This window comes from Streptomyces sp. NPDC014006 (assembly GCF_043088925.1).
GTDB lineage: Bacteria > Actinomycetota > Actinomycetes > Streptomycetales > Streptomycetaceae > Streptomyces.
In genome coordinates, this window is the sequence record NZ_JBICAJ010000011.1 from 195,960 (window position 1) to 219,752 (window position 23,793).

Consider the following 23,793-nt stretch of genomic DNA (forward strand, 5'->3'; position numbering starts at 1 on the left):
GGGTCAGCTTCCTCCTATCGAGGGACGCGCGGCGTGGACGCGCCCGTCAACTCCCCGACAGCCCTGTGTTCTCCATCAGCCCGCTGACCTCCGTGCCGCGCGGGGTGAGCAGGAACACGTTGCGGTCGACGCGGTGCATGCCGCTGGCCAGGCCGAAGACCACGCCGGTGGAGAAGTCGAGGACGCGCTTGGCGACCTCCGTCTCCGCACCGGTCAGGTCGAGGAGGACCGGAATGCCGGCCATCAGCGTCTCGGCGACCTCACGGGCGTCCGCGAAGACATTGACCCGCAACACCACGAAGCGGCGTCGCATCTCCGTCTCCGCCTCCGGCAGAGAGCGGTGATTGACCGCTGACGGCCAGGAGTCGCGGCCGCGCAGGGGTACGACCTGGGCGAGCCCTTCCCACTGTTCATCGGTGACGTCGTAGCGGTTCACCGTTCCCCCGTTCCGACTCGCACTCATCTCCTGCACCACGCAATTCTTACGCCACGTCACCTGTTCGGCCCAACAGCGACACGGTCCGCGACCGGGCGAGCCGGTCACACCATCCCGTATGCCGACTTTCTCCCGGACTGCCACCGCTCATCTGGGTCACACCGGAATCTTCACCTCCGGCCGCACCCCGTTCATCGGGCGCTCTTAGCGTTCCATGCCGTGCACATGGCATACACGCAGCCGGCGGCTCCCGCTCGCCGCCCGCGGCCGGCGCCGGCCGCCCACCTCGAGCAGCCTCCGCCCGCGCAGTGGCACCGGGTCCTCACCCTGCTCGCCGTCATCAGCCTCTTCATCGGCACCCGCACGGTGTGGACACAGGCGGCGACCCACCGGCTCCCCGTGGCCCTGGTGATCACGGCGTGCTACGCGTCGATCCTGGCGTGCGGGGTGCTCACCGTGGTGACCCGGCGTCACCGCACCCTGGCGCGCCTGGATCTGGCCGTCCTGCTGACCGCGGTGACGCTCACGCTGTGCACCTGGGTGATGAACCACAACGGCGCCGACGAGGCCGTACTGACCACCCAGGCCGCCCGCGAGCTGGTCGCCGGGCACCCCGTCTACGGACAGCCCTGGCCCTGGCTGTTCGGCCCCGGCATCGCCCTCACCCCCACCGTCGACGGCGGCTACGACTACACGTACGGCTATCCCCCGCTGGCCCCGCTGCTCACCGCGCCGTTCCTGTGGCTGGGCCACGCCGGCACCCCGGCGACGCTGGTCACCACGGCCGCGCTGCTCGTGGCCGCGGTCACGCTGTGGCGGATGCTTCCGGTGCCGTGGCGTTCGGCGGCGACGATGGTCTGCCTCGGCTTCGGCTTCCTGCCGTCCTACGCCCGCCTCGGCTATCCCGCGATACTGGGCCTCGCGCTGCTGGTCCCGGTGGTCGTGCGCTGGCCGCGGATCGGACAGGGCGGGCGGCTCGGCGCCGCCGGGATCGCCCGCGCCGCGTGCCTGGGCGCGGCCTGCGCGGCCCAGCAACTGCCGTGGTTCATCACGCCGTTCCTGCTGGCCGGCCTCTACGCGGTGCGCCGCGGCGAGCTGGGCGGACGCGAGGCCGGGCGGCTCCTGCTGCGGGTGCTCGGGATCGTCTTCGCCACCTGGCTGCTGATCAACACGTACTTCGTGGTCCACGAGCCGCGCACCTGGTTCGAGGGGATCCTGCTGCTGATCACGCAGGGCGCGGTGCTGCACGGCCAGGGCCTGAACGTCGTATCGCTGCTGCTGACCGACGGCAGTGACCGGCTGGACTGGTACGGGCACGCGAGCATGCTGCTGCTGGCCGGGCTGCTGGCGGTGTTCGTGCTGTTCGTACGGCGACTCGGGCCCGCGGCGACCGTGCTGCCGTGGTGCGCGTTCTATCTCGCGACGCGCTCCCAGGACGGCTACTACCTGCTGATGACGCCGCTGTGGCTGGCCGCCGTGGTGACGGCGCCGGCCGCCGAGTTCGCGGGCGCCTGGCAGCCACGGCCTCGATGGCTGCCGGCCGGCCGGCGGCGCCGCCCGGCGCTGGCCGCGGCGGGCGTCCTCCTGCTGGCCCCCGCACTGGTGAGCGCCCTGGTCGCGGCGACGGGGACGCCACCCCTGCGGATGCGGGTCACCGAGGTGCGGCACGCGACGCCGAGCAAGGTGTCGCTGCTGACGGTACGCGTGACCAACACCGGCGACCGCCCGCTCACTCCCCACTTCATGCTGACGACGGGCGAGGGCATGGGCCGCTACTGGACGGTGGTGCGCGGCCCGGCCACCATGCCGGCGCACGGCACGGCCGTCTACGCACTGCGACCGCCCAAGGGCACGTTCCCCGTGTCCCGCAACAACGCGAAGGTCCGGGTCCGTCTGCGGGCGTTCACGGGCGACCCGCAGACCCTGTCGAGCGTGGACGTACGGCAGCTGCTGCTGAAGCCGCGCAGATGACGGACCGCCCGCAGATCAGAGCCCCTTCGGGGCAGGCTCCAAGATCGCCACGCACTCCACATGATGCGTCATCGGAAACAGATCGAACGCCCGCAGCGTCCGCACCCGGTACCCCCCGTCCCGGAAGTACGCCAGGTCCCGGGCCAGCGCAGCGGGGTCGCAGGCGACGTAGGCGATGCGGCGGGCACCCAGGGAGGAGAGGTGGGCGACCGTCTGGCGGCCGGCGCCGGCCCTCGGGGGGTCCAGGACGATGAGGTCGACCTCCGTGATGCCGGTGCGCGGCAGGACCGACTCGACCTTGCCCTGTTCGATGCGGACCCGGGGGAAGTCGGCGAGGTTGTGCCGGGCGTCCTCGACGGCGCGCTTGCCGGACTCGATGCCGAGGACCGCGCCCTGCTCGCCGAGGCGGTCGGCCAGGGCGCCGGCGAAGAGGCCGACGCCGCAGTACAGGTCCAGTGCCATGTCGCCCTTGCGGGGCAGCAGGCCCTGCATGACCGCGGTGACGAGGGTGTCGGCGGCCTTCGGGTGGACCTGCCAGAAGCCGCCGCTGCCGACCCGGTAGGTGCGGTCGTCGGCGCGCTCGCGCACGAAGGGGCGGCCGTGGACGCGGTGTACGCCGCCGTCCTTCTCGTCCACGCGCATCACCGAGACCGGACGGTCCAGTTCGACCAGGGGCAGCCGGCCGCCCGGGCGCGGGGTGAGGATCACCTGGCGGTCCTGCGAACCCGTCGCCGCGATCGCCTCCACCGACTCCATGCCCGACCAGTCGCGCTGCTCCACGCCCAGCTCGCTGACGCCCTCGGCCGCGATCATGCAGTGGTCGATGCGCTCGACCTCGTGCGAGCGGTGGCGACGCAGACCGGCGTGACCCTCGGCGTCGACGGCATACTGCACGCGCGTGCGCCACTGCGGGACCTGGCCGGCGGGCAGCTTGTCGCCCTCGGCCGGGACGACCGTGCCGTCCCAGCCGGCCTCCTCGGGCGTCAGCCCCGCGAGCCGCTTCAGCTGCTCGGCGATCACCTCGCCCTTCAGCCGCCGCTGGGCGCCGGGCTTGGCGTGCTGCCAGTCGCAGCCGCCGCAGCGGCCCGGACCGGCGAAGGGGCAGGGCGCCTCGATGCGGTCCTTGGAGGCCTCGAGGATCTCCACGGCGTCCGCACGCAAAAACCGCGCGCCCTCCTCGCCCTCGGTCACCCGGGCCACGACCCGCTCGCCCGGCAGCGTGTGCCGGACGAAGAGGACCTGGCCCTCGGAGGTGCGGGCGATGCAGTGACCGCCGTGGGCGACGGGGCCGATCTCGACCTCGAACTCGGCCCCGACCAGCGACCCCGCCTGCGAGTTGTTCTCTTGTGCCTGCATGGCGGGGTGACTCCAGAGGGGGTGAGGGGGACGGACGGACAACAGCCCACCAGTCTACGTGGTCGCGGGAGAGCTACTTCCGGTTCTCCGTCCCCTTCGCCCGCTCGCCCTGCGTCAGCGGACCGCGCCGGACCGAACCGGGCGCGTTCCACTCCTGCCGCCTGCGGGCCCGCTTCTTGGCGGCCTCGGAGGACTCCAGCTGGTAGGGCACCGAGGTGACCATGATGCCCGGGGTGAACAGGAGGCGTCCCTTCAGCCTGAGCGCGCTCTGGTTGTGCAGGAAGTGCTCGTACCAGTGGCCGACCACGTACTCGGGGATGATCACCGACACAGCGTCGCGCGGGCTCTCCCTGCGCAGGCCCTTGACGTACTCGATGACCGGCCGTGTGATCTCGCGGTACGGCGAGTCCAGCACCTTCAGCGGTACGTCGATGCCGCGCCGCTCCCACTCCTCGCGCAGCGCCTTGGTCTCGACCGGGTCGACGTTGACCGTGAGCGCCTCCAGGGAGTCGGAGCGCATCAGCTTGGCGTAGGCGAGCGCGCGCAGCGTCGGGCGGTGGATCTTGGAGATGAGCACCACCGAGTGGACGCGCGAGGGGCGGACGCTGTCGTCGCTGGGGCCCTCGGGCGCGGCGATCTCCGCGGCCACGGCGTCGTAGTGACGGCGGATCGCGGTCATCGTCACGTAGAAGATGCACATGCCGAGCAGGGCGACCCAGGCGCCGTGCGTGAACTTCGTGACCAGGACGACGACCAGCACCAGACCGGTGAAGAAGGCGCCGAAGGTGTTGATCGCACGGGAGCGGATCATGTGGCTGCGCTTGGCCTGGTCCTTCTCGGCGGCCAGGTGCCGGTTCCAGTGCCGGACCATGCCGATCTGGCTGAGCGTGAACGACACGAACACACCGACGATGTACAGCTGGATCAGCCGCGTGGAGTCGGCGCCGTAGATCAGGACCAGGAGGGTCGCCGTGCCGGCCAGCAGCACGATGCCGTTGGAGAAGGCCAGGCGGTCGCCGCGGGTGTGCAGCTGACGCGGCAGGTAGCGGTCCTGGGCGAGGATCGAGCCGAGCACCGGGAAGCCGTTGTAGGCGGTGTTGGCGGCGAGGAACAGCACCAGCGCGGTGGCCGCGGCCAGTACGACGAAGAAGAAGCTGCCCTTGCCGAACACGGCCTCGGCGACCTGGGTGATCACCGGGTTCTGGACATAGTCGACGCCGACGCCGACGCCGTTCTTCAGCAGATCGGTGGCCGGGTTCTCGGCCATGCGGACCTTGGTGGTCAGGGCGAGGACGATGATGCCGCAGAACATGGTGACGGCGAGCAGGCCCATGGCCGCCAGGGTGGTCGCGGCGTTCTTGGACTTGGGTTTGCGGAAGGCGGGCACGCCGTTGGAGATCGCCTCGACACCGGTGAGCGCGGCACAGCCGGAGGAGAAGGCGCGCAGCAGCAGGAAGACCAGCGCGAAGCCGGCCAGGCCCTGGTGCTCGGCCTTGATGTGGAAGTCGGCGGTGGGTGCCCGCATGGTGTCGCCGAGGACCAGGCCGCGGAAGGCGCCCCAGGCGATCATGATGAAGACGCCGGCGACGAAGACGTACGTCGGGATCGCGAAGAGCTTGCCGGACTCCTTCACGCCGCGCAGGTTCATCACCGTCAGCAGGATGATCACGGCGACGGCGCAGGCCACCTTGTGCTCGACGACGAACGGGATCGCCGAGCCCAGGTTCTCGATGCCGGAGGAGATCGACACCGCGACGGTCAGGACGTAGTCGACGAGCAGCGCGCTCGCCACGGTCAGACCGGCCTTGGGGCCGAGGTTGGTGGTGGCGACCTCGTAGTCGCCGCCGCCGCTGGGGTAGGCGTGCACGTTCTGTCGGTAGGAGGCGACGACCGTGAACATCAGCACGACGACCGCGAGGGCGATCCAGGGGCTGAAGTGGTACGCCGACACGCCCGCGATGGACAGGACCAGCAGCACCTCCCCTGGCGCATAGGCCACGGAGGACAACGGGTCGGAGGCGAAAACGGGAAGGGCGATGCGCTTCGGCAGGAGAGTTTCCCCCAGCCGATCACTGCGCAGTGCGCGCCCGATGAGAATCCGTTTGGGCACGTCGGTCAGTTTGGACACAACAGAGGATCGTAAGCCTTCGAACACGGGCTCGCCCACCTGCCGTGGCCGATCTGCCGCACGAGTGGAATCGGCGCTTCACAGCGCTACGGATTCCGCAGGTGGGACCGTGCCCGTGACTAGATGGCTGGACTCCCGCCCTGCCGCACCTCGGAGGTCACCGTGCCCGCCACCGCAGAGCTGATCGGCGCCGCCGTCACACTCCTCGGCCTCGGATTCCTCACCCTGCGCAGCGTGCGCAGCATCACTCGCCGCCGCGCCACACAGCCGCGCTGAGCCCGTCGTTCGGATGATCCCGGCGCGGCGAGGGCCGGCACGCACCTCGCCGGAAGGACAGGACGTAACCGGCCCGGGGGTGCACAGCCCGCGGCGTGCCTGTGTAGCTTGGTCGCCGGTCTGAGACCCTGTTCGAGCCAAGTGAGATCTCTTGACACCGGAAGGACGGTCGTGCACATCGTCATCATGGGCTGCGGCAGAGTGGGTTCCGCTCTCGCCCAGACCCTGGAGCAGCAGGGGCATACGGTCGCTGTGATCGACCAGGACCCCACCGCCTTCCGACGTCTCGGTTCCTCGTTCGGGGGCCGCCGGGTCACCGGGGTCGGCTTCGACCAGGACACCCTGCGCGAGGCCGGCATCGAGGAGGCGGGCGCTTTCGCCGCGGTCTCCAGCGGCGACAACTCCAACATCATCGCCGCCCGGGTGGCCCGTGAGATGTTCGGTGTCGAGAACGTCGCGGCCCGTATCTACGACCCCCGTCGCGCCGAGGTCTATCAGCGTCTCGGCATCCCGACGGTCGCCACGGTCCGCTGGACCGCCGACCAGATGCTGCGCCGTCTGCTGCCCTCCGGCTCCGAGCCGCTGTGGCGCGACCCCACCGGGGGTGTGCAGCTCGCCGAGGTGCACGCCTCGGCCGCCTGGGTCGGGCACAAGATCAGCAAGCTGCAGGAGGAGACGGGCGTCCGGGTGGCGTTCCTGACCCGCCTGGGCGAGGCGATCCTGCCCACCTCCCAGACGGTGCTGCAGGAGGGCGACCTGGTGCACGTGATGATGCGCAGCGACGAGGTCGAAAAGGTCGAGGCGGTCTTCGCCAAGGGCCCTGAAGAGGAGGGCGGTCACTGATGAGGGTCGCCATTGCCGGTGCCGGCGCGGTGGGCCGCTCGATCGCGGGCGAGCTGCTGGAGAACGGCCATGAGGTGCTGCTGATCGACAAGGCGCCGACCGCGATCTCGGTCGAGCGCGTCCCGCAGGCGGAGTGGCTGCTCGCCGACGCCTGCGAGATCACCTCCCTGGACGAGGCGGCGCTGCAGCGCTGCAACGTCGTGATCGCCGCGACCGGCGACGACAAGGTCAACCTCGTCGTCTCCCTGCTGGCGAAGACGGAGTACGGCGTTCCGCGCGTCGTGGCCCGGGTGAACAACCCCAAGAACGAGTGGCTGTTCAACGAGTCCTGGGGCGTGGACGTCGCCGTCTCCACCCCGCGCCTGATGTCGGCCCTGGTCGAGGAGGCGGTGAGCGTCGGCGACCTGGTCCGGCTGCTGCGCTTCAGCCACGGCGACGCCAACCTGGTCGAGCTGACCCTGCCGGAGGAGTCGGCGCTGGCCGGCACGCAGGTCGGCGACGTGGAATGGCCGCAGGACACCTCGCTGGTCACCATCATCCGCGGCACCCGCGTTCTCACGCCGTCCCGCGAGGACTCCCTGGAGCCGGGCGACGAGCTGCTGTTCGTGGCCGCCCAGGCCCGCGAGGGCCAGCTGGAGGACCTGCTGTCGGTGCGACGCGACGACAGCTGACGGTTCCGGTTTCGATTACGGCGATGGGGCGCCCGGTGAGCACCGGGCGCCCCATCGCCGTATGCGCCGGTCTTACGCTTCCCGGCGGTGGCGGCCGCTCTCCGTCGGCTCGGGGCTTTCGCCGCGCTCCGCGGCCAGGGCCGTCGCCTTGCGCTCCTGTTCGGCCTTCTCCTCGGCCTCCATCTCCGCGAAGACGTCGATGGGCGCCGGCGCCTTCGCCAGGAAGACCCACGTCAGCCAGACGGCGAGCAGGAACGGCGGGATCTTCAGCGCGACCAGCACCCAGCCGAGCTGGGTGGTGTCGGCCCACCAGTACAGCGGGAAGAGGATCGCGCACTTGGCGAGCAGGATCAGGCCCCAGGCCCAGCTGGCCTTGGCGTATGCCTTCTTGCGTCCCGGGTTGCGGGTGCGCCAGGAGAGGTTCTCCTTGAACACCGGGCCGAGGATCAGACCGATCAGCGGAACCCCGGCGATCGTGGTGACGATGTACGCCAGCGCCAGGCCGAGGGTGTAGAGCATGCCCGGCAGATAGAAGTCCTTGGCGTTGCCGGTCATCATCGCGAAGACGACACCGAAGGCGACGCCGAAGACGCCGCTGAAGGCGTGCTTGACGGTGTCCCTCATCGCGAGGCGCACCACGACCAGCACCAGGGACACGGCCACCGCGGCGATCGCCGACAGATGGAGGTCCTTGTTGATCGTGTAGATCGTGACGAAGAGGAGGCCGGGGACCACCGTCTCGACCATGCCCCGCACTCCGCCGAACGCCTCGAACAGCGCGGCCTCCGTCACCGCCCGGGCGTCGTTGGCAGATGTGTCGTCGGTCGGCTTGTCGAGTGACGTCACCGGCTACTCCCGTCCGAGGGGTCGTAGTTCGTATTTGGGGTTGAACAGCACCCGGCGGCCCCGGCTCATCGAGATCCGGCCCGATGCGATCAGCTTGCGCCCCGGTTCTATCCCCACGATGGAGCGCCGGCCGAGCCACACCACGTCCAGCGCGGCGGTGCCGTCGAACAGCTCCGCTTCCAGAGCCGGGACACCCGCACGCGGACGCAGGGTGACCGTGCGCAAGGTACCAGTAACCGTAACGATCTGACGGTCCTTGCAGTCACCGATCCGGGTACAGCCCGCCGTCTCGGCGTCCTCGCGCAGCTCCTCGGACTCCAGGTCCTCCTGCGACGAGGAGAGCCGGTCGAGCATCCGCCGGAACCGGCCCGCCGGCTTTTCGGAACGGGGAACAGCACTCATATCTGAAGCGTACCGGGGTGCACTGACGGCTACGTACTCCCCGTGTCGGCCCTCACACACCCTCCCCGGGCCGAAAGCCGGGCTCGGCCGGGCTAGCGCTCGAACCGGTACCCCATCCCCGGCTCCGTGATGAAGTGCTTCGGGTGCGAGGGGTCCGCCTCCAGCTTGCGGCGCAGCTGCGCCATGTACACCCGCAGGTAGTTCGTCTCCGTCCCGTACGACGGCCCCCACACCTCCTGCAGCAGCTGCTTCTGCCCGACCAGACGGCCGCTGTTGCGCACCAGCACCTCCAGCAGATGCCACTCCGTCGGCGTCAGGCGTACGTCCCGGCCGCCGCGGTTGACCTTCTTCGCGGCCAGGTCGACGGTGAACCCGGCCGTCTCCACCGTGTCCTCCTCGCCGGTGCCGACGGGCTCGGCGCGGCGCACGGCGGCCCGCAGCCGGGCGAGCAGCTCGTCCATGCCGAACGGCTTGGTGACGTAGTCGTCGGCGCCCGCGTCCAGCGCCTGCACCTTCTCGTCGGAGGAGTGCCGCGCGGAGAGCACGATGATCGGCACCCGGGTCCAGCCCCGCAGCCCCTTGATCACCTCGACGCCGTCCATGTCCGGCAGGCCCAGGTCGAGCACCACCACGTCGGGGTGGCGGGCGGCAGCGAGCTTCAGGGCGCCGACGCCGTCGTGGGCCGCGTCGACCTCGTACTTGCGGGCCTTGAGGTTGATCACGAGGGCGCGCACGATCTGCGGCTCGTCGTCGATCACGAGCACCCGGGTCATGTGGCCTGCCTTTCTGAGGGAACCGACTGCACCGAGCCGTGTCGCGCCGGCTCCTGCGGGGGCGGGCCGGCGGCCGCCCGGAGGCTGAGGACCATGGTGAGGCCGCCGCCGGGGGTGTCCTCGGCGTTCAGGGTGGCGCCCATCGCCTCGGCGAAGCCGCGCGCCACGGCCAGGCCGAGGCCGACACCGGCGCCTCGCGGTGCGTCGCCGTAGCGCTGGAAGGGCGCGAAGATGCGTTCCTTGGCCTCGTCCGGGACGCCCGGGCCGCGGTCGACGACCCGCACCTCGACCCGGCCGGCCATCGCGCTCGCGGCCACCAGGACGGGCAGCGCGGGCGGGCTGTACTTGACGGCGTTCTCCACGAGGTTGGCCACCGACCGCTCCAGCAGCCCGGCGTCTACGGCGACCATGGGCAGTGTCTCGGGGATGTCCAGCTCGACGCTGCCCTCAGGGACGCCGCCGAGCGCCATCGGCACCACCTCGTCGACGTCGATCTCGCGGATGATCGCGGTGACCGTGCCGGTCTGCAGCCGGGACATGTCGAGGAGGTTGCCGACCAGGTGGTCGAGCCGGTCGGCGCCCTCCTCGATCGCCGCGAGCAGCTCCGCCTCGTCCTCCTCGGACCACTCGACGTCGTGGGAGCGCAGCGAGGAGACGGACGCCTTGATCCCGGCGAGCGGGGTGCGCAGATCGTGGCTGACGGCTGCCAGCAGCGCGGTGCGGATGCGGTTGCCCTCGGCCAGCTGTTTGGCCTGGTCGGCCTCCTGCTGCAGCCGCCGGCGGTCCAGGACCACGGCGGCCTGCGCGGCGAACGCGGCGAGCACCCGCCGGTCCTCGGCGGGCAGCACCCGACCGGTGAGCGCCAGCGCCATGTGATCGCCGACCGGCATGTCCACGTCGGCCTCCTCCGGCCGCTGAACGGGTCCGCCGAGCCCCGCGCGCCCGGCGCAGGTCCACGGCGCCACATCGCTCTCGCGCTCCAGCAGGGCCGCCGACTCCATCCCGAAGGTCTCCCGTACCCGCTCCAGCAGTGCCTCCAGGCTGGTCTCGCCGCGCAGCACGTTTCCGGCGAGGAAGGAGAGGATCTCCGACTCCGCGCGCAGCCGGGACGCCTGCTGGGTGCGCCGGGCGGCGAGGTCGACGACCGAGGCCACCGACACCGCCACCGACACGAAGATCACCAGGGCGAGGATGTTCTTCGGGTCGGCGATGGTGACCCGGTGCACCGGCGGCGTGAAGAACCAGTTCAGCATCATCGAGCCGAAGGCCGCCGCGACCAGCGCCGGCAGCAGCCCGCCCACCAGGGCCGCCGCCACCGTCAGCCCCAGGAACAGCAGCATGTCGTTGGTCAGGCCGAGCGACGCGTCGATGCCGGTCAGCAGCAGGGTCATCAGCACCGGGCCGGCGCCGCCCACCAGCCAGCCCCACACCACCCGTGAGCGCCCGAGCCGTGCACCGCGCGCCATGGGCAGCCCGCGGCCCTTGGCGACCTCCTCGTGCGTGACGATGTGTACGTCGAGGTCGGGTCCGGACTCACGGGCGACCGTGGCGCCGACCCCGGGGCCGAAGACGTATTGCCAGCTCTTGCGGCGCGAGGAGCCCAGCACGATCTGGGTGGCGTTCACCCCGCGGGCGAACGCCAGCAGGGCGGCGGGGATGTCGTCCCCGACGACATGGTGGAAGGTGCCGCCCAGGTCCTCCACCAGCGTGCGCTGCACGGCCAGCTCCTTGGGCGAGGCCGCGGTGAGGCCGTCGCTGCGGGAGATGTACACCGCGAGCACCTCCCCGCCCGCGCCCTTCTCCGCCAGCCGCGCCGCCCGCCTGATCAGTGTGCGCCCCTCGGGGCCGCCGGTCAGGCCCACCACGATCCGCTCCCGCGAACCCCATATCGCCGACACCCGGTGCTCGGTGCGGTACCGCTGGAGGTAGGCGTCCACCCGGTCCGCCACCCACAGCAGCGCCAGCTCGCGCAGCGCGGTCAGGTTGCCGGGCCGGAAGTAGTTCGACAGGGCCGCGTCGACCTTGTCCGGCTGATAGATGTTGCCGTGCGCCATCCGCCGGCGCAGCGCCTCCGGCGACATGTCCACCAGCTCGATCTGGTCCGCCCGGCGCACCACCTCGTCCGGCACCGTCTCCTGCTGCCGCACTCCGGTGATCGACTCGACGACGTCGCCGAGCGACTCCAGGTTCTGGATGTTGACCGTCGACACCACGTCGATGCCGGCGGCCAGCAGCTCCTCGACGTCCTGCCAGCGCTTGGCGTTGCGCGCACCGGGGACGTTGGTGTGGGCGAGCTCGTCCACCAGCGCCACCTGCGGGCGGCGGGCCAGCACCGCGCCGACGTCCATCTCGGTGAAGCGCGCGCCGCGGCACTCCAGCTCCCGGCGCGGCACCGCCTCCAGACCGTGCAGCATCACCTCGGTACGCGGCCGCCCGTGGTGCTCGACGAACCCCACGACGCAGTCCGTACCGCGCTCGACCCGCCGGTGCGCCTCGGACAGCATCGCGTGGGTCTTGCCGACACCGGGTGCCGCTCCCAGGTAGATCCGAAGCTTGCCGCGTGCCATGAACCCATTGTCTTCCGGTGTGACTGCCCCTACGCAGCGTCGACCTTACGACCCACGGGAGCGACGAAAGCGGCGCGGGGGCGAGCAGCGGACACCTTTGACGCGACCCTGACGGTCCCGGACGACGGAGGTGGGCCCGGCACCGACCCCCGTCGGCGCCCCTTCTCAGGCTCCGGCTCAGGCCCCGGCACCCGCCTCGACGATCTCGCCGTCTCTCAGCTCCAGGACCCGGTCGGCCAGGTCCAGCAGCGTCGCGTCGTGGGTGGCGACCAGGGCCGTGACCTTCTCGCTGTGGACGACCGCGCGCAGCAGCTCCATCACGGCGTGGCCGGTCTCCGCGTCCAGCTGCCCCGTCGGCTCGTCGGCTATGAGAAGCGCCGGCTCGTTGGCCAGGGCGCGGGCGATGGCCACCCGCTGCTGCTGGCCGCCGGACATCTCACCGGGGCGCTGCGCGGCGTGCTCGGCGAGGCCGACCAGGGACAGCAGCAGTTGTACGCGCTGCTCCCGCTCGCGGGGGTCCGCGCGGCGCAGTCGCATCGGCACGCCCACGTTCTCGGCGGCGGTGAGGATCGGGATGAGGCCGAAGGACTGGAACACGAATCCGACCCGGTCCCGGCGCAGGGCGAGCAGCCCCTCCTCGCCCAGGTCCGACAGATCGCTGCCGTCGACGATCACCCGGCCCCGGTCCGGCTGGTCGAGCCCGCCGACGATGTTGAGCAGAGTCGTCTTGCCGGACCCCGAGCGGCCCTTGAGGGCGACGAGTTCGCCGCGCGGGATCTCGAAGGAGACCCCCTTGAGCGCATGGACGGCGGCTGCGCCTTCGCCGTAGGACTTGTGCACGTCCTCGACGCGCACCATCGTCTCGGTGACGACCTTCGTCATGTGTGCTCCCCCTGTTCCCCCGTGGACCCGCGGTCCGCGGACCGGGCGCCAGTATCACCACCGGGCGCCCGGTCCCTCAATGGTTCTCGTCGGTTCTCGATCGTTCTCGCCGGTTCGTCCTCGCCGGCTGTTGTGCGCTCTCACTTCCTCATCGGACGAGACCCCCTCAGCGGTTCACGCCGGGTTGTCACCGTGGGTGAGGGTTTCCCAGGCCACGAAGAGGTTGTTGCTGCCGGCCGGGCGGTTGCGCTCGGTCAGGGCCTGGGTGTTGGTCATGGCGACGCCGAGGCGGTTGTGGAGCGCGTTGTAGCCGACCTCGGTGACCGGGCCCAGCCCGAGCTTGAGGGAACCGCCGCACAGCCAGCTCGGGACGGCCGTACCCAGTTCGTACCGGGCCTGGAAGCCCAGTGCCTGGCGCAGCCGCTCGCCGACGTCGGTGCCGTACAGGTCCTGTCCCTGGATGCGGCTGGTCTCGGCGACGTGGGAGATGGCGGAGATGCCGTAGCCGGTGTGGACGAAGTCGCGGCAGGTCTCCTGGGTGAGGCCGGTGACGAAGGTGGACTGTCCCTGCCAGTACCTGACGATCTTGTCGCGGGTGTCGAGGTGCTGGCTCGGGACGGTCTTCGGCAGGTCGCCGTCGGAGGCGAGGTACACGTAGGCGGCGGTGCGCGTACGGAAGGCGGCCATGGCCCTGTCGTAGGAGGTCCTGTCCTCCAGGAAGACGGAGATGCCGATCGCCGCCTCCATCATGGACAGCTCCCAGTTGCCGTTGGAGTTCGAGCCGTTGATCACCTCGGGCAGGTAGACGTCGCGCAGCATCGTGGCGAAGCGGGCGGCGTTCGGCCAGGCGCCCGTGTACGTGTACTTGATGATCTCGGCGGCGCGCGGCCAGGTGGAGCCGGCCCATCCGGTCTGCAGGGGTGCGTTGCTGTTGGTGTGGTCCTGGATCACGGCGGACCAGGCGTCCATCAGCTGGATGGCCTTCTTCGCGTACCGGTCGTCGCGCGTGACGTACCAGGCGAGCGCGTCGGTGTACGCGGCGAGGGCGTCCTCGCGTTCGTCGGTGCAGCCGTAGTTGGGGGTGGAGTACGAGCCGCACTCGACGGTCGCGCGGGGCGCCGGGGTGCGGTTCAGATCGGCGTACTTGCTCGCCAGCAGCTGGTCGAAGGCGCCCTTCCAGGGCTGTGCGCCGGCCAGCACCTGGGTGCGGGCGAAGTCCAGCTGGCTGCGGGAGACGGTGACTCCGGGGTGGACGAAGGAGGCGGGGGCGGAATGGGCGGCGGGCGCGGTGAAGGCGCCCAGCAGCAGAGAGGCCACCACTGCGAGCAGTGCGGCACGACGCATAGCGACTCCGTTCTCGTATGTGAACCAGGAGCGCCTTTGTGAACGCAGGCGTTGGCCGGAGACCATAGGTACGGACCAATGCGCCGTCAAGGGGTCACGCATGCGAAAGGGCCGCACCCCATGTGGGTGCGGCCCCGCGTCGCTCGATCGAGCAGGCGTCTAGCGGACCTCAGTGATCTCCGGCCCGCGCTGCAGCTGGCCCATGCCGCCGGAGAAGCGGGAGGCCTCGTCCTCCTGCTGTTGCTGCTGCACGGCCTCGGGCACCATCTGGGCGTCGTTCGGCAGCTTCAGCACGATCGGGTCGCGCGGCGCCATCGGCCCTTCGCCCCGGACCACGACCGTGTCCCGGAAGATCTGCTCCAGCAGGCCGGCCGCCTGCGGCTGCACCGCGCCCTGCCCGGAGATCACACCGCGCAGGAACCAGCGGGGCCCGTCCACACCGACGAACCGCACGACCTGGAAGCCGCCCGTGCCGTCGGGCAGCTGCACCGGCACCTGGGCGCGCAGCTCCCAGCCGAGCGGGCCCTCGACCTCGTCGACGATGCCACCCTGCTGAGTGATGCCGGAGCCGATCTCCTCGCGCACCTCGCCCCAGATGCCCTCGCGCTTGGGCGCTGCGAAGGCCTGCAGCTGGATCGCGCTGTCGCGCAGGACGACGGTCGCCGCGACGATCGCGTCGCCCGCGACCTCCACGCGCAGTTCCATGCCGTCGACGCCCGGCACGAACAGGCCTCCGAGGTCCACGCGGCCCTCGGCCGGGTCGCGCACCTCGGAGACGTCCCACGGCCCGTCGGGCCGCGGCTCCGGCTCGAGCCGTACGCGCTCGCGCTCGCCCTCTTCGTCCGCCTCGGTGTCGACGCTGTCGACGACCTGCTCGGCCTCGCCGGCCGCGTCCTCGGCGGCGCCCTTCTTATTGCGACGTCCGAACACGTCACTGTCCTTCCCGGTCGGATACGACCGAAGCGTATCGATTCCCACCCGTCGGGCCGCCCTCGGCGACCTGACCGCTCGTGCCGCTTTCACCGCCCACCGCGGCATGGCCCCCGGTGGACCCGAAGCCCCCCTCGGCCCGTGCCGAGTCGGGAAGTTCCGCGACCTCCTGGAAGCGGACCCTCTCGACCTGCTGGACGACCAGTTGGGCGATCCGGTCGAAGCGCTCGAACCGCACGCACTCGCGCGGGTCGAGATTCACCACGATCACCTTGATCTCCCCACGGTACCCGGCATCAACCGTCCCCGGGGCATTCACCAGGGCGACACCGCAGCGGGCGGCCAGGCCGGAGCGCGGGTGCACGAAGGCCGCGTACCCCTCCGGCAGTGCCACAGACACCCCGGTGGGCAGCACCGCGCGTTCGCCGGGCGCGAGTTCGCAGGGCTCGGTGGTGCGCAGATCGGCCCCCGCGTCGCCGGGGTGCGCATACGCCGGAAGCGGCACGTCCGGATCGATGCGGCGAATGGGCACCCGCAGCGGCTCGCGGCTCACGGGTTCACCTCGAAGGCGCGGGCCCGGCGCAGCTGGTCCGGGTCGTTCATGGCGGCCCGGATCTCCTCCTGGCGGCCGTGGTCGACGAAGTGGTCGACCTTGACCTCGATGAAGAGGGCGTCGGCGCGGACGGCGACGGGGCCGTCGGGGCCGCCGATGCGGCCGGTGGCGGTGGAGTAGATCTTCCGTCCGGCCACGGCCGTGACCTCGGCCTGAAGGAACAGGGTGGTACCGACCGGCACCGGCCGCACGAAGTCGGTTTCCAGCCGTCCGGTGACGGCGATGGTGCGCAGCAGCCAGTTCAGCGAGCCCAGCGTCTCGTCGAGCGCGGTGGCCAGGACACCGCCGTGGGCGAGGCCGGGCGCGCCCTGGTGGGCGCTCTGCACGGTGAACTCGGCGGTGATGCTGACGCCGTCACCGGCCCGGGCCGCCAGGTGCAGTCCGTGCGCCTGCCCGCCACCGCAACCGAAACAGTGTTCGTAGTGCGCGCCGAGGAGCTCACCGGGGGCGGGAGCGTCGGGATGCCGCACGGGGGGCGCGGCGTCGGCCGGGGGCTGAAGGGCTGGGGAAGTACCACTCACAGCCGCAGACCTTACCCGCCCACCCGTCCCCCACGACCAGCCCTGCCCGGCGAGCGGCGGGCACCGCCGTGGGTGGGGCGGGCGTGGGGGCGGCGCCTGATTGCGGGGACGTCAGCGCACCATGCCAAGCTTGGCTCCATGCAGCTTCCCGCCACCCCCTATGAAGAACGCCTCACCGCCCCCCGTTCGTGGTGGCTGGTGTCCTTCCTCGTGGGTCTCGCCCTCGCCCTGGTCTTCCTGCCCTTCGGCACGCTGCCGATGCTCGGCGCCCTGGTCGGCGGTACGGCCGTGTCGGCGGTCGTGGCCAGCGCGTACGGCTCGCTGCGCATCCGGGTGGTGAACGGCTTCCTGATCGCCGGTGACGCGAAGGTCCCCGTCTCGGCGCTGGGCGAGGCCGAGGTGCTGGACGCGGAGGAGGCGCGCGCCTGGCGCACCTACAAGGCGGACACGCGCGCGTTCCTGCTGCTGCGGGCCTACATCCCGAAGGCGCTGAAGGTCGAGGTCACGGACCCGGCCGACCCGACGCCGTATCTGTACCTGTCGACGCGGGAGCCGCAGCGGCTGGCCGACGCCCTGAAGACGGCGCGGGAGGCAGCGGCTCAGCAGGGCTCGTAGGCGCTTCAGGGGCCCGGCCGGGAGCCCTTGGCGCCACCCTGGCGCCAGTTGCCCCAGAGGCCCGGCAGGGGCCCCCGGTGGGGCCAGGAGGGCCCGTGGGTCAGCGCTCGAGGTCCTTGGTGAGCTCGCCCACCGTCACGGGCTCGTCCGGCTGCTCGAGAGGCGGCAGCTCGGGGAGGGCGTCCCAGGGCACCTGCACCTTGCGCAGGTCGGTGCGGACGTGCCCGGCGAGCTTGCGGGTCTCGCGGCGGTTCATGACCGCGCCGACCGCGGCACCGACCATGAACGGCATCAGATTGGGCAGATCGCGCACCAGGCGCTTCATGATCTGCTGGCGCAGTTCGCGCTTCATCCGGCCCCCGAGGGCCGCGTCGAACGTCGACGGTTTCGTCACCTCGATGCCCCGCTCGCCGGACCAGGCGCGCAGGTACACCGAGCTGCGGTCCTTGAGAGAACCGGGTGGTCGCACGCCGTAGACCTCGTGCAGTTCGGCGATGAGCTTCAGCTCGATCGCCGCGACGCTGGTGATCTCAGCGGCCAGCTCGGTCGGCATGGCGGGCGGCACGGGCAGCATCGCCGCCGCGCCGACTCCCGCTCCGACCGTCGCCGTCGCCCTGGTGGCGCCGGCCACGAGTTTGTCCGCCAGCTGCTCCGGACCGAGGCCCGGGAACTGTGCGCGGAGCGTGGCGAGATCGCGTACGGGCACGCGTGGGGCGAGGTCGATGATCCGGTCGGCGAGGTAGCTCAGGCCCGCGCGGGCGCGGTCCTTGCCCTTGCTCGCGCCGGTCCTGGCCAGATCTCCGGCCTTGGTGCGGGCGGCCGCGGCCCGCCTTTTGGCGACGGGCGCGATACGTCCGGCGCGGTCCCGAAGACCGCTCCGGTCGCCCGCGGCTTCGAGCGAGGCCAACCCTGTTCCTTCCGTCGAGGACGTAAGGGGTGAGCCTCGCTCGTCGTCACGCACGCCATGGGGGCCTTCCAGCGGCCCCGGGTCCGCTCCCCTGCGGGAGAAGCGGCGCTTCCGAGAAGGGGTCGAGCCAGTCACGGCCGACCCGCCCTCAGTCGCAGTCGCGGCAGATCGGCTGACCGTTCTTCTCGCGGGCCAGCTGGCTGCGGTGGTGCACCAGGAAGCAGCTCATGCAGGTGAACTCGTCCTGCTGCTTGGGCAGCACCCGGACGGCCAGCTCCTCGTTGGAGAGGTCCGCTCCGGGCAGCTCCAGGCCTTCTGCGGCCTCGAACTCGTCGACGTCGACGGACGACGCCGACTTGTCGTTGCGCCGGGCCTTCAGCTCCTCAAGGCTGTCGGAATCGACGTCGTCGTCGGTCTTGCGTGGGGTGTCGTAGTCAGTTGCCATGTCGCTCTCCCCCTCTGGGTGTCTGCGGTGTCTCCAGCGCACGTAACGCGTGAGAGGCCGGACTTGTGCCCGCCTCGAGGCGGAGATTTTGCCTCACATCAAGGTCTGTTACTCAATCGACACCCAACCGGACACCTCAAGAGTGATCGGCTTGGATGGCGAACGGGACCGTACACGGTCCGAATGTCGCACTTCAAAGGCGTCCCACCGTGTACTTCCCGTGATCAGGACCCCTGAAAACCCGGATTTTCCGGGCTTTCCGGCGGCCTTCATGATCACGGAGAGTAGATGGCCGGAAAATCGCCCTTGTGATCGATCACACATCGGGGGCTGGGTCGAGTGCCCGGAAAATTCCGCGCAAAGCGAACATCCTCCGCGTGTGTCGCGACGGTCTCACAGCGGCAGGGTGACCCGCATGACGAGCCCACCCCCTTCGCGGGGCGTCGCCGTGATGTGCCCGCCGTGGGCCCGCGCCACGGACCGCACGATGGACAGGCCCAGGCCCACCCCCTTGTCGCTGCCCGTGCGCTCGGTGCGCAGCCGCCGGAACGGCTCGAAGAGGTTGTCGATCTCGTACGCCGGGACCACCGGGCCGGTGTTGGACACCACCAGCACCGCCTGGCCGTGCTGGACCTCCGTGGTGACCTCCACCCAGCCGCCTTCGGGAACGTTGTACCGGACGGCGTTCTGCACCAGGTTAAGGGCGATCCGCTCCAGCAGTACGCCATTGCCCTGAATGACCGCGGGCTCGCGCTTGCCGCGCACCTCCACGCCCTTGTCCTCGGCCTCGCCGCGCACCTGGTCGATGGCCTGCGAGGCGACCTCCGCGAGGTCGACGGGCTTGCGCTCGACGATCTGGTTGTCGCTGCGGGCGAGCAGCAGCAGGCCCTCCACCAGCTGCTCGCTGCGCTCGTTGGTGGCCAGCAGCGTCTTGCCGAGCTGCTGCAGCTCCACCGGGGCGTTCGGGTCGGACAGGTGCACCTCGAGCAGCGTGCGGTTGATCGCCAGCGGCGTGCGCAGCTCGTGCGAGGCGTTGCCGACGAAACGCTGCTGGGCGGTGAAGGCCCGCTGGAGGCGCTCCAGCATGTCGTCGAAGGTGTCGGCGAGCTCCTTCAGCTCGTCGTCCGGGCCGTCCAGCTCGATCCGGCGGGACAGATCGGATCCGGCCACCGCACGCGCGGTGCGGGTGATCCGGCCCAGCGGCGACAGCACCCGGCCGGCCATGGCGTAGCCGAACGCGAACGCGATCACCGCGAGGCCCAGCAGGGCCAGCAGGGAGCGGCTGAGCAGGCTGTCCAGGGCGTGCTGGCGCTGCTCGTTGACGCAGGCGTTCATGGCGCTGTTGAAGACGTCGGGCGACGCCTTGTCCGGCAGGTTGCAGACGTTGCTGGTGACGCTTCCGCTGGTGATCTTGAAGGGCAGCTCACTGCCCACGTTGAGCGCCTGCGCGGCGAGCAGATAGATGATCGACAGCAGCAGGATGCCGGCGATCAGGAACATGCCGCCGTACAGCAGCGTCAGCCGTATCCGGATGGTCGGCCGCAGCCATGGGAACAGTGGCTGCGGCCGTCGGGGATCCCAGGTGGGCTTCGGTGGCGCCTGGGGAGGCGCGGGGGTGGCCGTCACGTCGATCAGATCCGGTAGCCGGAACCGGGCACGGTGACGATCACGGGCGGCTCGCCCAGCTTGCGGCGCAGCGTCATCACCGTCACGCGCACCACGTTGGTGAAGGGGTCGGTGTTCTCGTCCCAGGCCTTCTCCAGCAGCTGCTCGGCGGAGACCACGGCTCCCTCGCTGCGCATCAGCACCTCCAGGACCGCGAACTCCTTGGGCGCGAGCTGTACCTCGCGGCCGTCCCGGAAGACCTCGCGGCGATTGGGGTCGAGCTTGATGCCGGCCCGCTCCAGGACGGGCGGCAACGGCACGCTGGTGCGCCGGCCGAGGGCACGCACGCGTGCGATCAGCTCACTGAACGCGAACGGCTTGGGCAGATAGTCGTCGGCGCCGATCTCCAGGCCCTCCACGCGGTCACTGACGTCGCCGGAGGCGGTGAGCATCAGCACGCGCGTGGGCATGCCCAGCTCGACGATCTTGCGGCAGACGTCGTCGCCGTGGACGAGCGGGAGGTCACGGTCGAGGACGACCACGTCGTAGTCGTTGACGCCGATGCGTTCCAGAGCGGCCGCACCGTCGTACACGACGTCGACCGCCATGGCCTCCCGGCGCAGTCCGGTGGCCACCGCATCGGCGAGCAGCTGCTCGTCCTCGACGACGAGTACGCGCACGTCGCTTGTCCTTCCTCAAAGCCGCCGGGCACGCCGCATCGGCGCACACAGGCGGAATCCATACCGGGGTCTACGCCTCCATCCTGCCGCGTTGGCCCATAAACCGGTGGTAAGGCGCCCGTCGGCCGGTATGGGAGGCGCTGACTTAGAGGGGTCGTCCCAGGGGTCAGCCCCCTCGGGACGTCCCCCTCGCGCGCCGGCCGGCGTACGGGTTCCCCTCTCCCTGGCCCGCCCGCAGAGCCGTCCCCCTCGGTCCGTCCGCACCGGCCACTCGACGGTCCCGTTAGGCTCTCCCAGCCCCACAAGTCCCCTCCCGCCGCCGTCCGTCGGGTTCCGGTCACCCCCGCGGGCATATGCGGCCAGATGCGGGCGCGGGAAGATTTGTCGGCTCGCCGAGGTTTCCCCGGATGTCCGCAGGGGGAGGACGGCTTTACACCCCGCGATCACGCTCTGCTTGTGCCGCAGCACCATGCGGCACGACAGGCCGCTTCCGCAGAGCGGGCGTGGGTGTCCGGCACCGTCGCCGCCCAGCAGGGCAGCGCTGGGCACCTACGGAGACGTGATCGCCCCTTCCCAACCGGCACACCCCCGTGCCACCGACCCACGACCCTGGACGAGGGGGCGCAGCATGGACGCTTTCACCGCAGGACTTCTGCAGCGCATAAGGGCGACCGAGTCCGACCTGACGCGGGCTCGTGACGAGGGCGACGACTTCCTCGTCGACGTGGAGCAGGGCGAGCTCGACGACCTGCGCCGCCTGGCCGCCGAACATGGCGTGGAAGTCGGCCTGTCCGGCGTCTGATCAGCCCGTACGCACCCCAGCGGGGCCCCGGCGAATCCAGCGCCGGGGCCCCACTGTCCGTGTCGGCGTCGTACCCGCCGTCAGTCGTGCCAGGCGCCGAAGTCCTCCAGGAGCCGCTGGAGGGGCTGGTAGACGGCCGGTGAGGCGGCGATCGTCAGGTCGCCCGACAGAGGCTCTCCGGGCCGCCCACCGGTCACCGCGCCCGCTTCCCGGGCGATCAGGTCACCGGCGCCGAAGTCCCACGGGTGCAGCCCCCGCTCGTAGTAGCCGTCGAGACGGCCCGCGGCGACGTCGCACAGGTCGATCGCGGCGGATCCGCCGCGGCGGATGTCGCGCACGAGCGGGATCAGCCGCCGGACGACCTCGGCCTGATGCTCCCGGACGTCGGCCACGTAGTTGAAGCCCGTGGAGATCAGGGCCTGCTCCAGGGGCGCGGCCGCGCGGCAGGTCAGCCGGCGCTCGCCGTCCCACGAACCGGTGGCCCACGCCCCGCCTCCGCGCACCGCGTGGTACGTCTCCCCACGCATCGGTGCCGCGACGACGCCGACCACCGTCTCGCCGTCCTGCTCCGCGGCGATGGAGACCGCCCAGGTCGGCAGGCCGTAGAGGTAGTTCACCGTGCCGTCGAGCGGGTCGATCACCCAGCGGATCCCGCTGGTGCCCTCGGTGGTGCCGCCCTCCTCGCCGAGGAAGGCGTCCTCGGGGCGGCGCTCGGAGATCAGTCCGGTGATCAGCTTCTCGGCGGCGATGTCCATCTCGGTGACGACGTCGACGTCGCTCGACTTGGTCGCGGCGACCGAGAGGTCGGCCGGCCGGCCGTCGCGCAGCAGGGTTCCGGCCCGGTGGGCGGCCTCCCGGGCGAGCCTGAGCAGCTCCAGGTGCAGGGGGTCGTTCACGGCGCTCCTCACGCGTACGGGCTGTCGGCGCCCGCGGCGGCGGGACGCGGGGCACGGGACGGGCAGCAGCCCACCGGGCACAGCTGGTGGCTCGCACCCAGGGCGCCCAGCGCGCACGGCGTGACCTCCTGGCCGCGCTCGAGGCCGGCGCGCTCCAGGACGAGGTCGCGCACCGCGGCGGCGAACCGCGGGTCGGCGCCCACGGTGGCCGAGCGGCGCACCGGCAGGCCCAGCTCCTGCGCCTTGGCCTTGGCCTCCGTGTCGAGGTCGTACAGGACCTCCATGTGGTCGGAGACGAAGCCGATGGGGGCCATGACCACCGCGGAGACCCCGGCGGCCTTGCGCTCCTCGAGGTGGTCGCAGATGTCGGGCTCCAGCCACGGGATGTGCGGGGCGCCGGAGCGGGACTGGTAGACGAGCTGCCAGGGGAGCTCGAGGCCGGTGCGCTCGCGCACGGCGTCGGCGATCAGATGCGCCACGTCCAGGTGCTGCCTGACGTAGGCGCCGCCGTCGCCGTGGTCCTCCACCGGTCCCGAGGCGTCGGCGGCCGCGGTCGGGATGGAGTGGGTGGTGAAGGCGATGTGGGCGCCGGCTCGGACGTCCTCGGGGAGGTCGGCGAGGGACTCCAGCACGCCGTCGATCATGGGCTCGACGAAGCCGGGGTGGTTGAAGTAGTGCCGCAGCTTGTCGATCTTCGGCAGTTCTAGGCCCTCGGCCTCGAGGGCGGCCAGGGCGTCGGCGAGGTTCTCGCGGTACTGCCGGCAGCCCGAGTAGGAGGCGTAGGCGCTGGTGGCCAGGACGAGGATGCGGCGGTGGCCGTCGCGCACCATCTCGCGCAGGGTGTCGGTGAGGTACGGCGCCCAGTTGCGGTTGCCCCAGTAGACCGGCAGGTCCAGGCCGTGCTCGGCGAAGTCCTTGCGCAGGGCTTCCAGCAGGGCGCGGTTCTGGTCGTTGATCGGGCTGACCCCGCCGAACAGGAAGTAGTGCTGCCCGACCTCCTTGAGGCGTTCGGTCGGGATACCACGGCCGCGCGTCACGTTCTCCAGGAACGGAACCACGTCGTCCGGGCCCTCGGGGCCGCCGAACGAGAGCAGGAGCAGGGCGTCGTAGGGACTGGCGTCGAGCACGTCTGGCATGAGTCGATCCTGCCACCCGCCACTGACACCGGGGAAACGACGGGTGGCCGGTGCGTCGGCGGTCCGGCCGGCCTCCGCTGCGACGGCCTGGTTACTCGTGTGCGTTAGGACGCCCTAACTCGTAAGCTGTACCGGCTGCCTTCGCTGC

The 23,793-nt window shown here is 71.1% G+C and carries 23 protein-coding genes; 5 read left to right on the top strand and 18 right to left on the bottom strand.

Annotated features, from left to right (window positions below):
- Positions 1-46 precede the first annotated feature (46 nt).
- On the bottom strand, positions 47-463 hold the full coding sequence (locus ACF1GV_RS32140; protein WP_391687747.1) for a cell division protein SepF: 417 nt from the start codon (positions 461-463) through the stop codon (positions 47-49).
- 198 nt (positions 464-661) lie between these two features.
- Between ACF1GV_RS32140 and ACF1GV_RS32145 the strand changes: the two genes are divergently transcribed.
- Positions 662-2,407: a hypothetical protein gene (locus tag ACF1GV_RS32145; RefSeq protein ID WP_391687750.1), complete on the top strand. Its 1,746-nt coding sequence runs from the start codon at positions 662-664 to the stop codon at positions 2,405-2,407.
- Between the two features lie 15 nt (positions 2,408-2,422).
- Here the strand turns inward: ACF1GV_RS32145 and ACF1GV_RS32150 are convergent, their stop codons facing one another.
- A complete protein-coding gene (locus ACF1GV_RS32150; protein ID WP_391687754.1) occupies positions 2,423-3,763 on the bottom strand; it encodes a class I SAM-dependent RNA methyltransferase in 1,341 nt (446 codons plus the stop codon).
- A gap of 73 nt (positions 3,764-3,836) precedes the next feature.
- The gene (locus ACF1GV_RS32155) at positions 3,837-5,891 is read right to left on the bottom strand and encodes an APC family permease (RefSeq protein ID WP_391687757.1); all 2,055 of its coding nucleotides are present in this window, start codon (positions 5,889-5,891) and stop codon (positions 3,837-3,839) included.
- Between the two features lie 447 nt (positions 5,892-6,338).
- Here ACF1GV_RS32155 and ACF1GV_RS32160 point away from each other — a divergent pair, with 447 nt between their 5' ends.
- Positions 6,339-7,010, top strand: coding sequence for an NAD-binding protein (locus ACF1GV_RS32160; RefSeq protein ID WP_391687760.1), 672 nt, complete (start codon positions 6,339-6,341; stop codon positions 7,008-7,010).
- Positions 7,010-7,681: a TrkA family potassium uptake protein gene (locus ACF1GV_RS32165; RefSeq protein WP_361624895.1), complete on the top strand. Its 672-nt coding sequence runs from the start codon at positions 7,010-7,012 to the stop codon at positions 7,679-7,681. Before ACF1GV_RS32160 ends, ACF1GV_RS32165 begins: the two co-directional genes overlap by 1 nt.
- A 72-nt stretch (positions 7,682-7,753) precedes the next feature.
- Here the strand turns inward: ACF1GV_RS32165 and ACF1GV_RS32170 are convergent, their stop codons facing one another.
- From ACF1GV_RS32170 to ACF1GV_RS32210, 9 genes are all read right to left on the bottom strand, one after another.
- Positions 7,754-8,527: a DUF3159 domain-containing protein gene (locus tag ACF1GV_RS32170; RefSeq protein ID WP_391687763.1), complete on the bottom strand. Its 774-nt coding sequence runs from the start codon at positions 8,525-8,527 to the stop codon at positions 7,754-7,756.
- Positions 8,528-8,530: 3 nt separating this feature from the next.
- On the bottom strand, positions 8,531-8,929 hold the full coding sequence (locus tag ACF1GV_RS32175) for an OB-fold nucleic acid binding domain-containing protein (protein WP_363266190.1): 399 nt from the start codon (positions 8,927-8,929) through the stop codon (positions 8,531-8,533).
- Between the two features lie 92 nt (positions 8,930-9,021).
- Positions 9,022-9,702 (bottom strand): response regulator, encoded by a 681-nt coding sequence (locus ACF1GV_RS32180; protein ID WP_391687766.1) that lies wholly within the window; start codon positions 9,700-9,702, stop codon positions 9,022-9,024.
- Entirely contained in the window at positions 9,699-12,269 is a 2,571-nt protein-coding gene (locus ACF1GV_RS32185) for a DUF4118 domain-containing protein (protein WP_391687769.1), read from the bottom strand. Before ACF1GV_RS32185 ends, ACF1GV_RS32180 begins: the two co-directional genes overlap by 4 nt.
- Before the next feature lie 177 nt (positions 12,270-12,446).
- Positions 12,447-13,151 carry an ABC transporter ATP-binding protein gene (locus ACF1GV_RS32190; protein ID WP_391687772.1) on the bottom strand — a complete coding sequence of 235 codons (705 nt, stop codon included), beginning with the start codon at positions 13,149-13,151 and terminating at the stop codon, positions 12,447-12,449.
- 174 nt (positions 13,152-13,325) lie between these two features.
- Positions 13,326-14,495: an alginate lyase family protein gene (locus tag ACF1GV_RS32195; protein WP_391687775.1), complete on the bottom strand. Its 1,170-nt coding sequence runs from the start codon at positions 14,493-14,495 to the stop codon at positions 13,326-13,328.
- 159 nt (positions 14,496-14,654) lie between these two features.
- The gene (locus ACF1GV_RS32200) at positions 14,655-15,425 is read right to left on the bottom strand and encodes a DUF3710 domain-containing protein (RefSeq protein WP_391687778.1); all 771 of its coding nucleotides are present in this window, start codon (positions 15,423-15,425) and stop codon (positions 14,655-14,657) included.
- Between the two features lies 1 nt (position 15,426).
- The gene (gene dut / locus ACF1GV_RS32205) at positions 15,427-15,978 is read right to left on the bottom strand and encodes a dUTP diphosphatase (protein WP_391687780.1); all 552 of its coding nucleotides are present in this window, start codon (positions 15,976-15,978) and stop codon (positions 15,427-15,429) included.
- Positions 15,975-16,559 carry a PaaI family thioesterase gene (locus tag ACF1GV_RS32210; protein WP_391687783.1) on the bottom strand — a complete coding sequence of 195 codons (585 nt, stop codon included), beginning with the start codon at positions 16,557-16,559 and terminating at the stop codon, positions 15,975-15,977. Before ACF1GV_RS32210 ends, dut begins: the two co-directional genes overlap by 4 nt.
- A 138-nt stretch (positions 16,560-16,697) precedes the next feature.
- Between ACF1GV_RS32210 and ACF1GV_RS32215 the strand changes: the two genes are divergently transcribed.
- The gene (locus tag ACF1GV_RS32215) at positions 16,698-17,174 is read left to right on the top strand and encodes a DUF3093 domain-containing protein (RefSeq protein ID WP_391687786.1); all 477 of its coding nucleotides are present in this window, start codon (positions 16,698-16,700) and stop codon (positions 17,172-17,174) included.
- A gap of 100 nt (positions 17,175-17,274) precedes the next feature.
- Here the strand turns inward: ACF1GV_RS32215 and ACF1GV_RS32220 are convergent, their stop codons facing one another.
- The 4 genes from ACF1GV_RS32220 to ACF1GV_RS32235 form a co-directional block, all read right to left on the bottom strand.
- Entirely contained in the window at positions 17,275-18,216 is a 942-nt protein-coding gene (locus ACF1GV_RS32220; RefSeq protein ID WP_391687789.1) for a hypothetical protein, read from the bottom strand.
- A gap of 13 nt (positions 18,217-18,229) precedes the next feature.
- Positions 18,230-18,526, bottom strand: a complete 297-nt coding sequence (locus tag ACF1GV_RS32225; protein WP_043504706.1) for a DUF4193 domain-containing protein — start codon at positions 18,524-18,526, stop codon at positions 18,230-18,232.
- A 393-nt stretch (positions 18,527-18,919) separates the two neighbouring features.
- Positions 18,920-20,152, bottom strand: a complete 1,233-nt coding sequence (locus ACF1GV_RS32230; protein ID WP_391687792.1) for a sensor histidine kinase — start codon at positions 20,150-20,152, stop codon at positions 18,920-18,922.
- Positions 20,153-20,157: 5 nt separating this feature from the next.
- A complete protein-coding gene (locus ACF1GV_RS32235; RefSeq protein WP_010353034.1) occupies positions 20,158-20,811 on the bottom strand; it encodes a response regulator transcription factor in 654 nt (217 codons plus the stop codon).
- A 628-nt stretch (positions 20,812-21,439) separates the two neighbouring features.
- On the opposite strand from ACF1GV_RS32235, the gene ACF1GV_RS32240 reads away from it, so the two are divergent.
- On the top strand, positions 21,440-21,613 hold the full coding sequence (locus ACF1GV_RS32240; RefSeq protein ID WP_363266201.1) for a hypothetical protein: 174 nt from the start codon (positions 21,440-21,442) through the stop codon (positions 21,611-21,613).
- A gap of 80 nt (positions 21,614-21,693) precedes the next feature.
- Here the strand turns inward: ACF1GV_RS32240 and ACF1GV_RS32245 are convergent, their stop codons facing one another.
- Both ACF1GV_RS32245 and ACF1GV_RS32250 read right to left on the bottom strand, forming a co-directional pair.
- The gene (locus ACF1GV_RS32245; RefSeq protein ID WP_391687796.1) at positions 21,694-22,509 is read right to left on the bottom strand and encodes an inositol monophosphatase family protein; all 816 of its coding nucleotides are present in this window, start codon (positions 22,507-22,509) and stop codon (positions 21,694-21,696) included.
- An 8-nt stretch (positions 22,510-22,517) separates the two neighbouring features.
- A complete protein-coding gene (locus ACF1GV_RS32250; protein ID WP_391687799.1) occupies positions 22,518-23,645 on the bottom strand; it encodes a ferrochelatase in 1,128 nt (375 codons plus the stop codon).
- Positions 23,646-23,793: the final 148 nt, after the last annotated feature.